Origin of the sequence: Streptomyces canus (assembly GCF_030815415.1) — a bacterium.
Classification (GTDB): Bacteria; Actinomycetota; Actinomycetes; order Streptomycetales; family Streptomycetaceae; genus Streptomyces; species Streptomyces canus_F.
Map to the genome: position 1 here is coordinate 7139339 of NZ_JAUSWW010000001.1, position 16142 is coordinate 7155480.

The following is a 16142-nucleotide window of genomic DNA, read 5'->3' on the forward strand; positions in this document are numbered from 1 at the left end:
CGGAGTGACCGCTGAGGCCAGTCGGGCGGGTTCCCAGGAGGACCCGGCCGCGGACGGCGAGCGACCGCTCAACATCGCACTCCTCACCTACAAGGGAAACCCGTTCTGCGGCGGCCAGGGCGTCTACGTCCGCCACCTCTCCCGCGAACTGGCCCGCCTCGGCCACCGCGTCGAGGTCATCGGCTCCCAGCCCTACCCCGTCCTCGACGAGGGCGACGACATCGACGGCCGGTTGAGCCTCACGGAGCTCCCGAGCCTCGACCTGTACCGGTCCCCGGACCCCTTTCGCACCCCCAAGCGCGACGAGTACCGCGACTGGATCGACGCCCTCGAAGTGGCGACGATGTGGACCGGCGGTTTTCCCGAGCCGCTGACGTTCTCCCTGCGCGCCCGCCGCCATCTGCGCGCCCGGCGCGGCGAGTTCGACGTCGTGCACGACAACCAGACGCTGGGATACGGCCTCCTGGGTGACCTCGGCGCCCCCCTGGTCACGACGATCCACCACCCCATCACCGTGGACCGCCAGTTGGAGCTGGACGCGGCCGAGAGCTGGGGCCAGCGCCTGGCCAAGCGGCGCTGGTACGCCTTCACCCGCATGCAGAAGCGCGCGGCACGCAGACTCCCCTCCGTCCTCACCGTCTCCGGCACCTCCCGCCAGGAGATCGTCGACCACCTCGGCGTCCGCGACGACCGCATCCACGTCGTCCACATCGGCGCCGACACCGACCTTTTCTCGCCGGATCCCGCGGTGGCCGTGGTCCCCGGCCGGATCGTCACCACGTCCAGCGCCGACGTCCCCCTCAAGGGCCTGATCTTCCTGGTCGAGGCCCTCGCGAAGGTCCGCACCGAGCACCCCGACGCCCACCTCGTCGTCGTCGGCAAGCGCGCCGAGGACGGCCCCGTCGCCCAGGCCATCGAGCGCTACGGCCTCGAAGGTGCCATCCGCTTCGTCAAGGGCATCACCGACGCCGAACTGGTCGACCTGGTCCGCTCGGCGGAGGTCGCCTGCGTGCCGTCCCTGTACGAGGGCTTCTCGCTCCCCGCGGCGGAGGCCATGGCCACCGGCACACCGCTGGTCGCGACGACCGGCGGCGCGATCCCGGAGGTCGCCGGGCGCGACGGGGAGACCTGTCTGGCCGTACCGCCGGGGGACTCCGGGGCACTCGCGACCGCCCTGATCCGACTGCTCGGCGACCGTGACCTCCGGGCGCGGCTCGGTCGCGCGGGACGTGAGCGGGTCCTGGCGCGGTTCACCTGGGCCCGGGCCGCCGAGGGAACGGCGGCCCGGTACCGCGAGGCGATGGCCCTCCCGCCCGCAGCCCCGCACGCCGGCCGCGTCGCACCCGCGGCCGAAGAAGTTGTTGACGTTGAATCCGATCGCGAAAGCAGGGCCACGTGCTGACCGTCGACTTCTCCCGGTTCCCGCTAGCCCCGGGCGACCGCGTCCTGGACCTCGGCTGCGGAGCCGGCCGGCACGCGTTCGAGTGCTACCGGCGCGGCGCGCAGGTCGTCGCGCTGGACCAGAACGCCGAGGAGATCCGCGAGGTCGCCAAGTGGTTCGCGGCGATGAAGGAGGCCGGCGAGGCCCCCGAGGGCGCGACGGCCACCGCGATGGAGGGCGACGCCCTGGCGCTGCCCTTCCCCGACGAGTCCTTCGACGTCGTGATCATCTCCGAGGTCATGGAACACATCCCGGACGACAAGGGCGTACTCGCCGAGATGGTGCGGGTGTTGAGGCCCGGCGGCCGGATCGCCGTCACCGTCCCGCGCTACGGCCCCGAGAAGGTCTGCTGGGCGCTGTCCGACGCCTACCACGAGGTCGAGGGCGGCCACATCCGCATCTACAAGGCGGACGAACTCCTCGCGAAGATCCGCGAGGCCGGCCTCAAGCCGTACGGCACCCACCACGCGCACGCCCTGCACTCGCCGTACTGGTGGCTGAAGTGCGCGTTCGGCGTCGACAACGACAAGGCGCTGCCGGTGAAGGCGTACCACAAGCTGCTGGTCTGGGACATCATGAAGAAGCCGCTGGCGACGAGGGTCGCCGAGCAGGCCCTCAACCCCCTGATCGGCAAGAGCTTCGTGGCGTACGCGACCAAGCCGCACCTGCCTGCCGTGGATGCGCGGTGACCACTCCTCGTACCGAACACCTCGTCCTGTCCGGCGTCCTCACCGCAGAGGAGGCCGCCGCGACCGTCGCCGGCGTCCTCGCCGCGCAGCGCGCGGACGGGGCGATCCCGTGGTTCCGCGGCCACCATCTCGACCCCTGGGACCACACCGAGGCCGCGATGGCCCTGGACGCGGCGGGCGAGCACGAGGCCGCCGAGCGGGCCTACGACTGGCTGGCCCGGCACCAGAACGAGGACGGTTCCTGGTACGCGGCCTACCAGGACGGGGCGTTCGACGACGTCACCGACCGGGGCCGGGAGACGAACTTCGTCGCCTACATAGCCGTAGGCGTATGGCACCACTACCTCTCGACGGGCGACGACACCTTCCTCGACCGCATATGGCCGACGGTTTACTCGGCGGTGGAATACGTCCTGCGGCTCCAGCAGCCCGGCGGCCAGATCGGCTGGAAGGGCGAGGACGACGGCACGTTCACCACGGACGCGCTGCTGACAGGTTCCTCGTCCATCCACCACGCGCTGCGGTGCGCGCTCGCCATCGCGGAACAGCGCGAAGAGCCGCAGCCGGACTGGGAGTTGGCGCTGGGCATGCTGCGGCACGCCATCCGCCGCCACCCGGAGCGGTTCCTGGACAAGGACCGCTACTCCATGGACTGGTACTACCCGATCCTCGGCGGCGCGCTCACCGGCCCGGAAGCCAAGTCCCGCATGGAGGCGGACTGGGACCGCTTCGTCGTACCCGGACTCGGGGTGCGCTGCGTCGCCCCCAACCCGTGGGTGACGGGAGGCGAAAGCGCCGAACTCGCCCTCGCGCTCTGGGCGATGGGCGAGTCCGACCGTGCGCTGGACATTCTCCAGGCGATCCAGCATCTGCGGGATCCGGAGAGCGGCCTGTACTGGACCGGGTACGTCTTCGACGACGGCGCCATCTGGCCCCGGGAACTGACCACTTGGACGGCCGGGTCGCTACTTCTGGCGGTCGCCGCGCTGGGTGGTCATGAGGCTACGTGCGCTGTGTTCGGCGGGGACCGCCTGCCGAGCGGGCTGGACCCGGACTGCTGCGCCTGAGAGTTCGGGTGGGTTCAGTGGCGGTGGACCCGGTTGGCGATGGCGTGTCCGATGAACAGGTAGACCACCGCTGCCAGTCCATACCCGGCGACGACCCGCGCCCACGCCTCGTCGAACGTGAACAGGTCGTGGCTCCAGCCCGCCAGCCAGCGAGCCGCGTCGTGGATGAACTGCACGAAGTCGTTCGCGCGGTTCGCGTCCAGCAGGTACATCAGGATCCAGAGGCCCAGGATGAGGGCCATGATGTCGGCGACGATCGCTATGACCGTGCCGGCCGAGTTGGCACCGCTATATCGAGAGGACATAACCATCGGGTTGCCGCTCAATCCTGTATGAAACCCGAAGGGGTTCGCCCGAGCGGCGCAGCGGTACGGCACGGGGTCCTCCGGGGCGACGCCGGCTAATTCCCGGAACCGCTGCCGCTGCTCGCTCCCTCGGTGGGGTCCCGCTCGATCAGGATCATGGGGTCGGCGCCCTTCATCTGCTGCCAGATGGTCACCAGCGCCACGATCTGCCCCACGAGGAAGGCCACTTGGATCGAGGCCGTCCGCCACTGGTACACGGACAGGAGCAGACCGGCCTTCGTGGGCCAGTAGTGGGCCTCGCGGCGGAACGTGTCGATGTCCATGGCCACCCCGGTCAGGGTGAGCACGAGCAGCGTGAGGCTGAGGTTGAACGCCCAGGTGCCGAAGGGCTGGTCGACGAACCTGATGCCGACCCAGTGCACGAGCACCGGAGCCGCGTACACGAGGGACAGCCAGAAGGCCCGGGTCGGTCCGCGACGACCGGGCAGTTCGCGCCACAGGGCGCCCAGCACGAAGCCGGCGCCGGCCCAGATGACTTCCATCGCGATCAAGGACATCGCCGCGTCGGCGAAACCGAAGCGGTCCAGGAACTTGTCGCTCCACACGGAACCCCGGACGTGGTCGACCCAGAACTGGACAAGGCCGGCCGGTACGGCGATCAGCGCGGCGAACAGCGCCGCCCTGCAGGCGTTCTCCCACCACTGGGCTCTCGGTCCCCAGGCCAGGGCCAGTTCCACCGGGCCGACGGAGTGCGGCAGACGCACCCAGCTGTTCGGCAGGCCCGGCGGCGGGGAGGGGTTCGGCAGCCGGTTCAGCCGGTCCAGCTCATATTCCAACTGACCCCGGACACCGTCCTCCTGGCCCTGCTCGAGGCGGCGCAGCTGGGCGTGCAGCTCGCGATGGCGTCGCGCGTCCTTGAGCAGCCTCTGCCGGCTGTATCCCTTGGCCACCTCGTGCAGCGGTACACCGGGCAACAGTTCCCGGTACAGGACCGAACGCTTGCGGCCGACGGCCAGCAGGGCGGTGAGGGCGCCCCAGAGCGCCAGCAACGGAAGCCAGGACAAGGGGACACCGGCGTACCAGCCGACGACCGGCGCGACACACACGATGAAGAACGCCTTCAGCGCCCGTATCTCCGGCGCCGACGGGAACAGGGCCGGCGGGACGGAGGAAGCGGCTCGCACCCGGAGCGCGGCCACGATCGCCAGGGACGGGCCCCACCACCAGAAGTAGGTGCCGTTGACCCAGTCCAGCCAGCCCGACGGGAACCAGCGGAGATCGTTGAACACCTCCGCCTCGTGCCACAGGCCGTACCCGTCGGAGTAGTGCGGGCTGAGCCAGCTCCGCTGCTCCCACGTGTTCTGGGCGGTCCAGATCCCGACCGCCGGGATCACCACCGACACCGCCACGAGCCCGCCGAGGACGGCGAAGGGAAAACGGCCCCGGTTGGAGCCGGGCGCCGGGGCCCCGCAGGACCGCCACAGCCGAAGGAAGGACGCGGTGGCCCCCACGAGCCAGACCAGGACGACGCATGCGCAGGCCAGGACGAACGCGTACTTGCCTTGGGCCTGCTGGAACCAGACCACTTCGTCCGGGTTGTTCTCCCAGTCCAGCCACAGGTGCGACGGCAGCCCGAACCACCCGGGTCTGGCCACCACCGCGGCGACGTAGCCTACGGCGGCCGCGAGGAGGGGGACGACGACCCCCAGCTGCCGGCTGCGGATGGTGACGGCGCATTGCGGTCTGCCGAAGACGCACAGTGCCAGCCCCGTGAGCAGGGCGAGCGTGAGATGTACGGCCGTCCGATGCCGGTCGGTCCAGAACAGAGCCACATCGTCGTTGGCGAAATGACTGAGAAGGGCGTCGTCGAAGTACTGGACGACCGTGAAGACGAACGTCAGCACACCCATGGTCCGCACATGGCGGACCGTGTCCTTCTCCGCCTCGGTGCGCGGCGAGGAGACAGGAGCGAGGCGCAGGGCGCGCGACGCGGCCAGGATCAGGACGAGCATCGCCACGGTCCAGGGCATCCAGGCCAGTGGATCGAGCACATACCCGGGGTCCTCGCTCCACCGGGCGGCCGAGGCCTTGGTCGCGGGCGGCTGGAGAGTGACCCGCAACTCGGGCGGGTGGCCGCCGGCCTTCTCTCTGGCCCAGGTCAGCTTGTCCGTGGCTCCCGCGGTCGGTGGCATGGAGACACTGCGCGCCGCCCGACCGCCCAGATCGACGGTGATTGCCTGCCACCAGGCCTTGTCCAGGGCGGGCGGGCGCAGCAACTCCAGGGTCCACCACCGTTTGCCCTCAGTGAGGCGCCAGGTTCCGAAGTCACGCTGCTGGAGGTCGACGACCCAGGTCGTGACGTGCTGCTCGACCGTCACCCACTTCTTCTGGACGGTCACGTGGGGCGGCCGTGCGCGCCCTTCCGTGTCCCGGTAGAAGACGGCGTCCCGGGGGTCGCGCAGCAGACACCGCATGGCCGTCCGGTAGTTCTCGGTGTCCCCGTTCAGCAGCAGATCCGCCGCCAGGCGCCAGGACTTGGGCACCTTGACGGTGAGAACGGCGTCCGCCTTCGTGTAGTCCTCGCCCTCGTGTTTGAGCCGCACCGACGCCGTGACGCGCGCGGCCTTCAGTTGCCCGGGCGAGCATTCGTCGTCCGCGGCCTGTGCGGCTTCGCCGAGCATCGCGGCGAGCAGCAGAGTCGCGGACACCAGAACGAGAACGCTCCGCAACACGCGTCCCAAAAGCCCCCCTTGTAGCCCCACCCCCTGCGCAACCCGCGGCTCCATGGGAGCGCGTGTCGCGTGCACCACAGACATATACCTCGGGCGTAGGCGCCACGCCTCCGAAATACCCGTTCCCGCCAAGGGCTGGGCGAGATCTAGGAGTTGAGCTCCGCGAGTACGCGCAGACTGTCCCGGTCCGGCGCGAGCGCCAGCAGGTCCGTCACCGGGCCCTTGCGCCACAACTCCAGGCGTTCGGCGATGCGTTCGCGCGGACCGACGAGGGAGATCTCGTCGGCGAAGGCGTCGGGGACCGCCAGCACCGCCTCCTCGCGGCGGCCTTCGAGGAAGAGGCGCTGGATGCGGCGGGCTTCTTCCTCGTATCCCATGCGTGCCATCAGGTCGGCGTGGAAGTTGCGGGCCGCGTGGCCCATGCCGCCGATGTAGAAGCCGAGCATGGTCTTCACGGGGAGCAGGCCCTCGCGTACGTCGTCGCAGACCCGGACCTGAGCCATGGGGGCGATGAGGAAGCCGTCCGGGGCGTCGGCGAGGGAGGCCTCGTAGACCTCGGGGCGGGTCGGGGACCAGTAGAGGGGGAGCCAGCCGTCAGCGATGCGGGTCGTCTGGGCGACGTTCTTCGGGCCCTCGGCGCCGAGGAGGACGGGGAGGTCGGGGCGCAGGGGGTGGGTGATCGGCTTGAGGGATTTACCCAGGCCTGTGGCGTCCGAGCCCCGGTAGGGGTGGGAGTGGAAGCGGCCGGCGAGTGCGACGGGGGCGTCGCGCCGTAGGACTTGGCGTACGACGTCGACGTATTCGCGCGTCGCGGTCAGCGGTGACTTCGGGAACGGGCGGCCGTACCAGCCCTCGACCACCTGCGGGCCGGAGAGTCCCAGACCGAGCATCATGCGGCCCCCGGAGAGGTGGTCCAGGGTGAGCGCGTGCATCGCCGTGGTGGTCGGGGAGCGGGCCGCCATCTGGGCAACCGCCGTGCCCAGCTTGATCCTTGAGGTCTGGGCGGCGATCCAGGTCAGGGGGGTGAAGACATCCGAGCCCCAGGACTCGGCCGTCCACACGGAGTCGTAGCCGAGCCGCTCCGCCTCCTGCGCCAGCGGTACGTGGTCGGGGTTGGGGCCGCGGCCCCAGTAGCCGAGTGCGAGACCGAGCCGCATAGCCGCCTCCTGACGGTGTGTCAGTTCGCCGGTCGAGGGAGGCGACTGTACGACAACGGCCCCCCGCCCGGAAGGGCGAAGGGCCGTGCGTTGATGTCGCTTCGGGATCAGCCGCGCTGGATGCCCGAGGTGTCCTGCAGTACGCCACGACGGCCGTCCTGCGTCTGCGCGACCAGGTTGGCGCCGCGCTGCTCGACGGCCAGGTACCAGGTACCCGGGGCGAGTTCGGCGATCGGCGACTGCGAGCCGTCCTCCGCGAAGAGGGGGCGCGCCACCGGCACCGCGAACCAGAACGGGGAGAAGTCCCCGGCCGGCTGGGGCGCCTGGGGCTGCGGCTGGCTCGGACCGGGCTGCGGCTGGGCGCCGTACGGCTGACCCGGCTGCGGCTGACCACCGTAGGGCTGCGGCTGACCCGGCTGCGGGGCGCCCGGGTAGCCGTAACCGCCGGGCGGCTGGGCGCCGTAGGGCTGCGGGGCGGCGGGGCGGGGGGCCGGGAGAAGTGCCGCGTTCAGGGCGGGGACCAGCGGCGCGGCGATCGCGCCGGCTGCGAGGACCAGCGCGGCGATCATGCCGAGGATGAGACCAGCGCCCGCGCCGTCCGAGTCGATCGTCCACCACAGCAGCGCCCAGGCGGCCGCGACTGTCAGGACGACACCGACCGTTCCCAGGTCCAGGCCCGCCACTTTGCGAGGCTGGGGCTGGAGGCGGGCAACCACGATCAGCGCACCGCCGACCACACCGGTCATGTACGTACCGAGCCCGAGGCCAAGGCTCATGCCCCAGGCGTTCGGGACGTCGACAGCGCCGCAGTAACTGCCGTCGCAGCTGGCAACGTCGAGGAGCGACGCGATGAACAGCAGTACCGCTGCTCCGATCACCACGCCGTCGCCTCGAGTGAGGGAGCGGATATTCACTTCTAGGTCCTTCGGTTCAGTCGTCTCGTCATCGGCTTCGTTGGAGGCGTCGCTGTCACCATGTCGCCGTCAGGCCCCGGTGTGAAGCGCGGGGGTGGCCCCTCATCGTAAAGACGACCTTATCGTCCGTCCGACGAGGCTGTCCCCGGGGATCAACCCGCGGACCACTACCCGCGCAGGAAACTCACGATTCCCTCAGAGATCCCTTGCGCCGCCTTCTGTCGCCAGGCACCGCTGGTCAACTGTGCCGCGTCCTTGGTATCGCGCATGTTGCCGCACTCGATGAACACCTTGGGAACCGTTGACAGATTGAGACCGCCGAGGTCCTTACGCGTGACCAGACCGGTGCCGTCGCCGACGTAGTTGGAGGGGGCGCTCCCCGTGACGCGGACGAAGTTGCCGGCGATGCGCTCGCCGAGTTCGGCGGAGGAGGCGACGATCGGGCCGGTGTCGGCGCTGCCCGCCTTGACCTTGCCGGGGAGGATGACGTGGAAGCCGCGCTGGCCGGCGCCCGCGCCGTCCGCGTGGATCGACACCACGGCGTCCGCGTCCGCCTTGTTGCCGATGCTCGCCCGCTCGTCGATGCACGGGCCGAACGTCCGGTCGCCGTCCTGCGTCAGCTTCACCGTGGCGCCCTGCTTCTCCAGCAGGGTGCGCAGCCGGTGGGCGACGTCGAGGGTGAACTTGGCTTCCGTGTAACCGGAGTTGGTGGAGGTGCCGGTGGTGTCGCACTCCTTCCAGCCCGTACCGATGTTCACCTTGCGGTTGATGTCGGCGGTGTGCTGGAAGTTGTTCGGGTTGTGGCCCGGGTCGATGACGACGACCTTGCCTTTGAGGGGACCGGTGGCGGCGGGTGCGGAGGAGGTGGGACCGGTGAGCGAGGGCGTCGCGCTGGGGCTCGGCTTCTTGTCGTCGTCGGTGGGGCTCTCGTCGGGGCTCTCGGCGGGCGTGAACAGACCGCCGGACGCCGAGGACGCCCCCACGGGGCTGTCCGGGCCGCCATCCGATCCACCCACCGCCTCGTACACCAGCCACCCGAGCAGCGCGCCCGGGACGAGCGCGGCGAGCGCGACAGTGAGAAGGCGGCGCCGGGGACGGCGGGGCTGGGGAGGATCGAAGTCCGGGCCTACGTACGACACGACAGCCACCCTAGCGGCGGGTCACCGACACGGCAGGCCGGTGGGTGCGGAGCGGGTCGCTTCATCCGAACGGCACCGTCGGTGTCGCTCACGGCTGGGTGATATGCCGATAATCGCCCATGAGTTCATATATGCGTGTCATGGCGAGCATTCTCAGCGCCGTCGCCGGGGCGGTCGTACTGGGAGCGCCGACAGCCAGGCCGCCGCGTTCCCCTGCGTGCCGCCGGAAGACGTCTGTGCCGTCGACCACGTCTACGGTCAGCCGGGCGTCGGCACGGGCAATGTCATCCAGACCCCGGTCGACATCGACATCAACGTGAAGCCCTGAGACCCGCGGCGCCTCAGATCCCCGCACCCACCCGCCGCAGCACGCGCAGCGTGTCCGTGGCGGACACCTCCGTGAACGCCCCCGACTCCAGCGCCCGCAGATAGATCCGGTACGGCGCCTGGCCGGTGAACTCGTCCTTGGGGGCCGGGTGCACGTCGTGGATGAGGAGCAGCCCGCCCTCCGCGACGTGGGGCGCCCAGCCCTCGTAGTCGGCGCTCGCGTGCTCGTCGGTGTGGCCGCCGTCGATGAAGACGAGGGCGAGGGGGGAGTTCCAGATCTTCGCGATCTGCGGGGAACGGCCGACCAGGGCGACGATGTGGTCCTCCAGGCCCGCCTTGTGCAGGGTCCGGCGGAACGTCGGCAGGGTGTCCATCAGGCCGATCTCGGGGTCCACCGTCTCGGGGTCGTGGTACTCCCAGCCGGGCTGCTGCTCCTCGCTGCCGCGGTGGTGGTCGACGGTCAGTGCGGTGACGCCGGCCGCGCGGGCCGCGTCGGCGAGCAGGATCGCGGAACGGCCGCAGTACGTCCCGACTTCCAGGAGCGGCAGCCCGAGAGCGCCGGCCTCGACGGCGGCCGTGTAGAAGGCGAGGCCCTCGTCCACCGGCATGAATCCCTTCGCCGCCTCGAACGCGGCCAGGATCTCGGGCTTGGGTGCCGCGGTCATGGGCGGGGGCCTTCCGGTCGTACGGGTCTGTGGGCGCCTCCATGCTGCCGTACCCCCTGGTCGGCGGGCGACAGGGGGTATGGCGGGGTGGGACCGGGGCGCGTCGGCGAACCCTACGCTCAGGGTGCGGAGACCGTCTCGCCCGGCAGCGACAGGTCCAGGGCGACCGCGCTCTCGTCGCCCGCGTGGGTCGCGGACGAGGCGAGCGGTCCGTGGCCGGTGGCGCGGGCGGCCAGGACGTACGCGCCCTGGGCCGGGACCGCGAGGGCGTAACCGCCGTCCTCGTCGGAGAGCGTCGCGCCCGCCTGGCGGCCGCGGCGGTCGATGAGCGTGACCTTGGCGCGGGGGACCGGGGTGCCTTCGGCGTCCAGGACCCGGCCGCGGAAACCGCGCAGGGCCTCCTCGGCGCGCGCCAGGTTGTCCTCCTCCTCGCTGCTCGCCCGCAGTTGGGGCGCACGGTTCGGCTTCGGCAGGAACAGGGCCATCAGCAGACCGACCGCCACCGCTCCGGTCGCGATGAGGAAGGAGACGCGGAAGCCGTGCATGGTCGGGATCGCGACGCCGTTCACGGTGTTCGCCGTGTTGGCCAGCACCATGCCGATGACGGCGCTCGACACCGACGTACCGATGGACCGCATCAGCGTGTTGAGGCCGTTGGCCGCGCCTGTCTCCGAGGCCGGGACCGCGCCGACGATCAGGGCGGGGAGTGAGGAGTAGGCGAGGCCGATGCCGGCGCCGAGGACAACGGCGATGACCAGGCTCTGCCAGGCGGCGCTCATGAGGCCCAGACCCGCTCCGTAGCCGATCGCGATGATCAGCATGCCGAGGATGAGGGTGGTCTTGGGGCCGTACTTGGCGGACAGGCGGGCGTAGACCGGCGCCGTGAACATCATCGTCAGGCCCAGCGGGGCGACCAGCAGGCCGGCGACGACCATCGACTGGCCGAGGCCGTAGCCGGTGGCCTTCGGGAGCTGGAGGAGCTGGGGAAGGACCAGCGAGACGACGTAGAAGCTGACCCCGACCATGATCGACGCGAGGTTGGTGAAGAGGACGGCCGGGCGGGCCGTGGTGCGCAGGTCGACGAGCGGCGCCTTGGTGCGCAGCTCGAAGACGCCCCACAGGAGCAGCACGAGGGCCGACGCGGCGAACAGGCCGAGCGTGGTGGCCGAGGTCCAGCCCCAGTCGCTGCCCTTGGTGATGGGCAGGAGGAAGAGGACCAGGCCGGTGGAGAGACCGAACGCGCCGAGCCCGTCGAAGGAGCCCTCGGCGCGCATGGAGGATTCCGGTACGACGAGGAGGGTGAGGACGATGGAGAGCACGCCGAGGCCCGCGGCACCGTAGAAGAGGGCGTGCCAGTCGGCGTGCTGGGCGATCAGGGCCGCGAGCGGCAGGGCGAGGCCGCCGCCGACGCCGATCGAGGAGCTCATCAGGGCCATCGCCGAGCCGAGCTTCTCGCGCGGCAGCATGTCCCGCATCAGGCCGATGCCGAGGGGGATCGCGCCCATCGCGAAGCCCTGGAGGCTACGGCCGGCGATCATGACGATCAGGTCGCTGGTGAGGGCGCTGACCAGCGCGCCGACCACCATCACCGACAGGCTGACGATCAGCAGCCGCCGCTTGCCGTACAGGTCGCCGAGGCGGCCCATGATCGGCGTGGCCACGGCGCCCGAGAGAAGCGTGGAGGTCAGGACCCAGGTGGCGTTGCTGGGCTCGGTGTCGAGGAGCTGGGGCAGGTCCTTGATGACCGGGACGAGCAGGGTCTGCATCACCGCGACGACGATGCCCGCGAACGCGAGCACCGGGACGAGGGCGCCGCTCGCCGGGCGGCTGGGCTGATCGGTCGGCGTAGATCTCATGTCAGTGGCCAACCCGGTGTGCTGGGGCAACTATTCCGATGCTTTGGCCAGCTAACGAATTCTTTATCTTCTCTTGAAGAAGAGGCAGGCCCAGGCCAGGCCTAGACGATGACGGCCATGCTGGAAGCCGCCGCAGTAACCCGCGCCCTCCGCCCACATACGACGCCTCCCGTCTGGCTGGTCGTGGCGCTCGCGTGCGCCGGACAGTTCCTGGTCGCTGGCCACGTCGGGGGCGGCGCCCGGGGGGGCGGGACTGATGTCGGGACTGGTCAATACCTCGCGCACCGATGGGCGGCTCGCTGGGACTCGCGGTGATGTCGACGCTGGCGGCGGCGCGGACGGCGGGGAAAGTGAGTCCTGGGGCGCTGACGGAGGGGTATGCGCTGGTGTTCCGTGCCGGCGAAAAGATTTCCGCCGTCTGAGGCAACGGTCTGGGCGGCCCATGGACTCCTTTAGACATCTAGGAGGTGGAGGTGCCCATGGGGGATCGCAAGGAGGCTCGGGACGAGGAGTTCCAGAGCTTCGTCATCGGCCGCTGGCCGCGGCTGATGCGGACGGCATTTCTCCTCACGGGGGAGCAGCACGGCGCGGAGGACCTGGTCCAGTCGACCCTGGAACAGGTCTACGTGGCCTGGCGCAGAGTCGGTTCGGCCGACGACCCGGAGGCGTATGTACGGCGCGTGATGATCAACGCGCACGCACGAAAACACCGTCGACGGCTCCGGGAGTTCCTGGCGCCCAAGGACGACTCGGGTCTGGTGCGCGAGATCGCCGACACCGGCGACCGCATCGCCCAGGCCGATGACCGCAGCGCCCTGCTGAAGGCGTTGTCCCAGTTGCCGCCACGGCAGCGCGAAGCGGTCGTCCTGCGGTACTGGGAGGACCTCACCGAGACACAGACCGCCGAGGCGATGGGCTGTTCCGTCGGCTCGGTGAAGAGCAACGCGGCCAAGGGAATCGCGAAACTCCGCGCCATACCGGGGCTGGCGGACGTCGTGACGCAGGGAGGGCGGAAGTGATGAACGCGGACCGGGAGACGAACCACGACATGACGAACGGTGACATCGCCTCCATGCTGGCCGGAGCCACGGACGAGGTCGAGATCGGTATAGCCCCCTACGAGGCGGTCATCCGCGGCGGCCGTCGCCGCAAGGCCCGCCGCTGGGCGGTCGCCGCGGCCACGGCCCTGGTACTCGCCGGTTCCTCGGCGACGCTCGCGGTGGCGGGACTGCCGGGCGGGGGCGGGACGGTGGTACCGGCGGCGACCGGGTCGGCGACGCCGGCACCCGACCTGTTCACCCCCGCCCGGACGACCCTCGCGACCGGAACTGAGAACGGCAAGGAGTGGTGGGTCGCCATCGACGTCTGGGCCGCGCCGCGGACCGAGGCGCAGGCGGCGGGGCAGCTTGAGGCGATGGGCGAGTATGGCGATGCCCCGGCGGGGGGCGGGACCAAGGCCTCCGACCTGATCGGCAAGAGTTCGTACGTCGTGTACTTCAGCGACGGCGACAAGCGGCGGAAGACGTTCGAGGACGTGTTCACGAAGGACGACACCATGTCGGGCACGGACCTCCAGACCGCCTCGATCCCCTTCGCCGTCGACCCCGACGGCCCGCAACGCCTGGTCATCGGCCAGGTGAGCAAGGAAGCCCAGCAGGTCACCTGCACATGGAAGGACGGCACCACGACCAAGGCGGACCGGGCCCCGGCAAACACGGAAATCGCCACCGACCAGCCGACGATCCGCCCGGCGGAGGGCTCCCAGGTGGACTGGTTCGTCTGCCTGGCCCCGAAGGGAACGGAGTACAAGTCGGTGGAGGTCTCAGCGGTGAGGTAGGGGCAGGGCGTGATGGGCGGAATTGGCGAGAAGGTGCCCTCGGGATCGCCGGTACAGGCCTCCTGGGGGTCCGCCGGCCGGGTGTCGTCGCTGTTTCGGCCCGGTCCTGGAGTGATGGGTGACGGGCGACGGTCCGGGCCCGGCACGCTGCTGGTGGCGGCGTTCGCGCAGTGCTGCCGAACCACGGCGGAGTTCGCCCGACCCGCTTGGCGGGCAGGCCGCCACCGGGTTGCGGGCATCGCGCCTACAGCCACCCTTGCTGCCGGGCCTCCCGCAACGCCTCCGTCCGGTTCCGGGTGCCGGTCTTGCCGATGGTGGAGGAGAGGTAGTTGCGGACGGTGGACTCGGAGAGGTGGAGGGCGGAGGCGATGTCGGCGACGGTCGCCCCGTCCGCCGAGGCACTCAGTACGTCGCACTCGCGGGAGGTGAGGGGGTTGGGGCCGGCGCTGAGGGCGGCCGCGGCGAGAGCGGAGTCGATGACCGTCTCACCGTTCAGGACGCGGCGGATGCAGGAGGCCAGTTCCTCGACGGGGGCCGTCCTTCACGAGGAAGCCCGCGGCGCCTGCCTCCATGGCCCGGCGGAGGTAGCCGGGGCGGCCGAAGGTGGTGAGGATCAGGACCCGGCAGTCGGGGACCTGGTCGCGGAGCTCGGCGGCGGCGTCGAGGCCGCTCTTGCCGGGCAGTTCGATGTCGAGGAGCGCGACGTCCGGGCGGTGGATCAGCGCCGCGTCCACGATCTTGTCACCGGCCCCCACCTGGGCAACGACCTCGATGTCCGCCTCCATGCCGAGCAGCAGCGCGAGCGCGCCCCGCATCATCCCCTGGTCCTCGGCGAGCAGAACCCTGATGGACTTGGCGGACCGGTAGTCCCGGGGCATCTCGTTCACGGCCCAAGGGTAGGGCGCGGGGGCCGGGTGCGCTCGGTGCGGAGTCGTGCCGGTGTGCCTTGCACCTAACATGCTCCAAGTGATGTCGGCCGATGACGTGTTGTCCGTGCTCGCCCTGTTGCGCCGGGCGCGTGTGGAGGTCTGGGTCGGTGGAGGCTGGGGCATCGACGCGCTGGTCGGTGAGCAGACCCGGGACCATCGCGACCTCGACCTGATGCACCGCCTGGAGCAGGAGCCCACCGTCACGGCGGCCCTGTCCGGGGCCGGGTACGTGGAGAGCCTCGACCAGCGCCCCGTCCGCTTCGTCGTGACGGCCCCGGACGGCAGGGAGATCGATCTGCACCCCCTCGCCTTCGAGGAGGACGGCTCCGCGACGCAGGCTTCCTTCGACCCGGAGAACCCCTTTCGCTACCCCGCCTCGGCTTTCGTGACCGGCACGATCGGATCCACCCCGGTCCCCTGCCTCTCCGCCGCCCAGCAGGTCCACTTCCACCAGGGCTACGAGCCGACGCCCCGAGACCGCCACGACATGGCACAACTCCGCCGCACCTTCGACATCCCGACACACTTCTGACCCACCCCCATCCGGCAGCTCGGCAATCGGCAGATCCGTCCCAGCCTCCAGCCCACCCCACCTGCACGTTTCCGCTCCAGGCCTGGGACACATCTGCCAACCGCCCCCACTCTCCATCCCTCGCGCCGGGCCACTTGCCCTCGGTCCTGGCCCTGAGCCCCTCGTGCCGGGCGCCTCGCCCCGACCCTCGCCCCGGGCGCCCCGCACCCCGGACCTCTCGCCTTGGGTCCTTCACCCCGGCCTCTCGCCCCCGACCCCTCACCTCGGGGCCTCCCGCCGGGCCTCTGGCCCCCGCCCCTCGCCTCGGGCGCCGCACCCCGGACCCCGGACCTCTCGCCTTGGGTCCTTCACCCCGGCTGCTCGCCCCCGGCCCCTCACTTCGGGCTTCTCGCCGCTCCCGGCCCCTCACCTCGGGCCCCTCGCCCCGGCCCCGCACCCCGGGCCTCTCGCCTTGGGTCGTTCACCCCGGCCTCTGGCCCCCGACCCTCGCCCCGGGCCCCTCGCGCAGGGCCTCTGGCCCCCGACCCGCACCCCGCCCCCCGCACCCCCGCA

General features: G+C 70.8%; 14 protein-coding genes and 2 pseudogenes. 8 read left to right on the forward strand and 8 right to left on the reverse strand.

Going from position 1 to position 16142, the window contains the following annotated elements; genetic code table 11:
* Positions 1-4: 4 nt before the first annotated feature.
* The 3 genes from QF037_RS33035 to QF037_RS33045 are packed head-to-tail and all read left to right on the forward strand — an operon-like array spanning position 5 to position 3197.
* Complete coding sequence (locus QF037_RS33035) at positions 5-1402, forward strand: glycosyltransferase family 4 protein (RefSeq protein WP_307031577.1); 1398 nt, start codon at positions 5-7, stop codon at positions 1400-1402.
* A complete protein-coding gene (locus QF037_RS33040) occupies positions 1396-2130 on the forward strand; it encodes a class I SAM-dependent methyltransferase (protein WP_046260928.1) in 735 nt (244 codons plus the stop codon). The genes QF037_RS33035 and QF037_RS33040 overlap by 7 nt, the downstream gene beginning before the upstream one ends.
* Positions 2127-3197 (forward strand): prenyltransferase/squalene oxidase repeat-containing protein, encoded by a 1071-nt coding sequence (locus tag QF037_RS33045; RefSeq protein WP_307031580.1) that lies wholly within the window; start codon positions 2127-2129, stop codon positions 3195-3197. Before QF037_RS33040 ends, QF037_RS33045 begins: the two co-directional genes overlap by 4 nt.
* Before the next feature lie 14 nt (positions 3198-3211).
* Here QF037_RS33045 and QF037_RS33050 read toward each other — a convergent pair whose 3' ends face one another.
* The 5 genes from QF037_RS33050 to QF037_RS33070 all read right to left on the reverse strand — a co-directional run bounded on the left by QF037_RS33050 (position 3212) and on the right by QF037_RS33070 (position 9444).
* A complete protein-coding gene (locus tag QF037_RS33050; RefSeq protein ID WP_307031582.1) occupies positions 3212-3502 on the reverse strand; it encodes a hypothetical protein in 291 nt (96 codons plus the stop codon).
* A 95-nt stretch (positions 3503-3597) separates the two neighbouring features.
* Positions 3598-6210 carry a DUF6185 family protein gene (locus tag QF037_RS33055; protein WP_307031584.1) on the reverse strand — a complete coding sequence of 871 codons (2613 nt, stop codon included), beginning with the start codon at positions 6208-6210 and terminating at the stop codon, positions 3598-3600.
* Positions 6211-6380: 170 nt separating this feature from the next.
* Positions 6381-7391 (reverse strand): LLM class F420-dependent oxidoreductase, encoded by a 1011-nt coding sequence (locus tag QF037_RS33060; protein WP_307031585.1) that lies wholly within the window; start codon positions 7389-7391, stop codon positions 6381-6383.
* A gap of 107 nt (positions 7392-7498) precedes the next feature.
* On the reverse strand, positions 7499-8305 hold the full coding sequence (locus tag QF037_RS33065) for a DUF5336 domain-containing protein (protein WP_307031587.1): 807 nt from the start codon (positions 8303-8305) through the stop codon (positions 7499-7501).
* 167 nt (positions 8306-8472) lie between these two features.
* Positions 8473-9444, reverse strand: coding sequence for an N-acetylmuramoyl-L-alanine amidase (locus tag QF037_RS33070; RefSeq protein WP_307031589.1), 972 nt, complete (start codon positions 9442-9444; stop codon positions 8473-8475).
* 217 nt (positions 9445-9661) lie between these two features.
* Between QF037_RS33070 and QF037_RS33075 the strand changes: the two genes are divergently transcribed.
* Entirely contained in the window at positions 9662-9772 is a 111-nt protein-coding gene (locus tag QF037_RS33075) for a chaplin family protein (protein WP_307031591.1), read from the forward strand.
* A 13-nt stretch (positions 9773-9785) separates the two neighbouring features.
* On the opposite strand, the gene QF037_RS33080 is transcribed toward QF037_RS33075, so the two are convergent.
* Positions 9786-10436 (reverse strand): class I SAM-dependent methyltransferase, encoded by a 651-nt coding sequence (locus QF037_RS33080; protein ID WP_307031594.1) that lies wholly within the window; start codon positions 10434-10436, stop codon positions 9786-9788.
* Between the two features lie 119 nt (positions 10437-10555).
* Positions 10556-12292 (reverse strand): MFS transporter, encoded by a 1737-nt coding sequence (locus tag QF037_RS33085; protein WP_307031596.1) that lies wholly within the window; start codon positions 12290-12292, stop codon positions 10556-10558.
* Between the two features lie 214 nt (positions 12293-12506).
* Between QF037_RS33085 and QF037_RS33090 the strand changes: the two are divergent.
* The 3 genes and pseudogenes from QF037_RS33090 to QF037_RS33100 form a co-directional block, all read left to right on the forward strand.
* Positions 12507-12714, forward strand: a pseudogene (locus QF037_RS33090) (MFS transporter); the annotation flags it as partial.
* A 57-nt stretch (positions 12715-12771) separates the two neighbouring features.
* Positions 12772-13311, forward strand: coding sequence for a SigE family RNA polymerase sigma factor (locus tag QF037_RS33095; protein ID WP_307031600.1), 540 nt, complete (start codon positions 12772-12774; stop codon positions 13309-13311).
* Positions 13311-14129, forward strand: a complete 819-nt coding sequence (locus tag QF037_RS33100) for a hypothetical protein (protein WP_307031602.1) — start codon at positions 13311-13313, stop codon at positions 14127-14129. The genes QF037_RS33095 and QF037_RS33100 overlap by 1 nt, the downstream gene beginning before the upstream one ends.
* A gap of 244 nt (positions 14130-14373) precedes the next feature.
* On the opposite strand, the pseudogene QF037_RS33105 reads toward QF037_RS33100, so the two are convergent.
* Positions 14374-15007 (reverse strand): annotated as a pseudogene (locus QF037_RS33105) (response regulator).
* A gap of 91 nt (positions 15008-15098) precedes the next feature.
* Here QF037_RS33105 and QF037_RS33110 point away from each other — a divergent pair.
* Complete coding sequence (locus QF037_RS33110) at positions 15099-15590, forward strand: nucleotidyltransferase domain-containing protein (RefSeq protein WP_307031604.1); 492 nt, start codon at positions 15099-15101, stop codon at positions 15588-15590.
* The last annotated feature ends 552 nt before the right edge of the window (positions 15591-16142 follow it).